We start from the raw sequence: 1770 nt of genomic DNA, 5'->3' as shown, positions 1-1770 counted from the left end.
GCCCCGCGGCCGGGACCGAGGGCGGCGTGCGGCTGTTCGGGGAGGCGCGATGATCTCCCCGTGGTCCGTGCTGGCCGGCGCCGTGGCGGCCGGCGGTGTCGCCATGCTGATCGCCGAACTCCGGCCCGCCCCGCCCGACCTGGGCCAGGCGCTGGACCGGCTGCACCGCACCCCGGCCGAGCGCACCCCCGACCCGGACGAGCGGCCGAGCTGGTTCGACCGGATCGGCGAGCGCTCCGTCACCCTGCGCGGGGTGCGCATCCCCGAGCGGGAACTCGCCCTGATCGGCCGCACCCCGGCCCGGTTCATGGCGCACAAGCTGCTGTTCGCCCTGCTCGGCCTGGCGCTGCCGCCGTACCTGGTGGTGGCGGCCCTGCTGATGAACCTGAACCTGCCGTTCGCGCTGCCGCTGCTGGTCGGGCCGCTGCTGGCCGCCATGCTCTGGTTCGTGCCGGACGCGATCGTGCGCGGCGAGGCCAAGGAGGCGCGGGTCGAGTACCTGCACGGCATCGCCGCCTACCTGGAGCTGGTCGCGATGGAGCGGGCCGCCGACCTCGGCCCGGCCGAGGCGCTGCGCCGGGCCGCGGCGGTCGGGCGGGGCGCGGTGTTCCGCCGGATCCGCGACGCGCTGGACCGGGCCGCCACCGACCGGCTCCCGCCGTGGGCCGGACTGGACGCGCTGGCCGTGGAGCTGGGCCTCACCCCGCTCCAGGACCTCGCCGACATCATGCGGATCTCCGGGACCGACGGGGCCGCCGTCTACGACACGCTGCGGGCCCGGGCCAAGGGCCTGCGCGGCGAGTTGATGGCCGAGGACCTCGCCCGGGCCAACGCCGACAGCGAGCGGATGGTCGCGCCGGGCTCCGCCCTGACCATGCTGATGACCGTCTTGATCATTTTTCCCGCGCTCTACAAGATGCTCAACTGAACCGCCCTGCCGCGGAGGCCGGCTCCTCCGTCACCACACCACACTCCCTGGGAGCACCTGATGCACGCTCAGCTCAAGACGGTCGTCGGCCGATTGGTCGGAACGGCCCTGTTGCCGCTCCAGTTCGCCCTGACGCTGTTCCACTTCCGGATGGGCCGGGCCAAGGCCGCCCGGGCGCGCGGCGACAAGGGCGCCATCAGCATCGAACTCGCGCTCGCCGTCATCGCGCTGGTGTTCATCGCGGGCCTGGTGACGGTCGCGCTGGTCAACCTGAAGGACAACGTCGTCAAGAAGGTCGAGCAGGACCCGGCCTACCCCCAGGGGGGCGCGGCCACCTGATGACCCGTCGTCGCCGCCTCCGCCGTTCCGACCGGGGGTCGATGAGCCTGAGCCTGGCCATCGTCTTCCCGGTCGTCCTGATCCTGGTCCTCGCCGTCGCCCAGACCGGGCTGTGGTGGTACCAGCGCCAACTCGCGCTCAGCGCTGCCCGCGAGGGCGTCGACGCGGGCCGGACGCAGGGGAACCGGAGCGACGAGCAGAAGAACGAGGCGGCCCGCCGGCAGGCGGAGGACTTCCTCAATCGGCAGGGCAGCCGGGAGCACCGGGTCGGCACGGACGGCAGCTCGCCGGTGCTGATCCGGGTGACCGTGGAGGTGAAGGCGCCGGTGCTGGTGCCGTTCATCACGCCGCCGACCGTCACCCAGTTCGCCGAGGCCCCGCGCGAGCGGTTCGTCCCGCCGGTGGTGGTGGGGCCGTGAGCGCTCGGGTGCGGGGCCGGTCCGCGCGGCCGGCCGGGTGGGCGCGGTGGTTCGCCGCGCGCCGCCCCGTCCGGTCGGCGCGCG

Annotated in this window: 3 protein-coding genes; all 3 read left to right on the top strand. The window is 74.4% G+C overall.

The window, feature by feature from the left end:
- Positions 1-49 precede the first annotated feature (49 nt).
- From ABD308_RS08270 to ABD308_RS08260, 3 genes are read left to right on the top strand one after another with little or no spacing between them, the layout of a single operon-like run.
- Positions 50-928 (top strand): hypothetical protein, encoded by an 879-nt coding sequence (locus tag ABD308_RS08270; RefSeq protein WP_344329853.1) that lies wholly within the window; start codon positions 50-52, stop codon positions 926-928.
- Between the two features lie 60 nt (positions 929-988).
- The gene (locus ABD308_RS08265; RefSeq protein ID WP_344329852.1) at positions 989-1267 is read left to right on the top strand and encodes a hypothetical protein; all 279 of its coding nucleotides are present in this window, start codon (positions 989-991) and stop codon (positions 1265-1267) included.
- 41 nt (positions 1268-1308) lie between these two features.
- Positions 1309-1686, top strand: coding sequence for a TadE family protein (locus ABD308_RS08260; protein WP_344329850.1), 378 nt, complete (start codon positions 1309-1311; stop codon positions 1684-1686).
- The last annotated feature ends 84 nt before the right edge of the window (positions 1687-1770 follow it).

The organism is Kitasatospora putterlickiae (assembly GCF_039527695.1).
GTDB lineage: Bacteria > Actinomycetota > Actinomycetes > Streptomycetales > Streptomycetaceae > Kitasatospora > Kitasatospora putterlickiae.
This window is presented reverse-complemented; position numbering and strand designations above follow the sequence as displayed.

Coding starts and splice junctions, on each gene's coding strand:
- ABD308_RS08260 (WP_344329850.1), top strand. CDS start 1,309: ATGAGCCTGAGCCTGGCCATCGTCTTCCCGGTCGTCCTGATCCTGGTC.
- ABD308_RS08270 (WP_344329853.1), top strand. CDS start 50: ATGATCTCCCCGTGGTCCGTGCTGGCCGGCGCCGTGGCGGCCGGCGGT.
- ABD308_RS08265 (WP_344329852.1), top strand. CDS start 989: ATGCACGCTCAGCTCAAGACGGTCGTCGGCCGATTGGTCGGAACGGCC.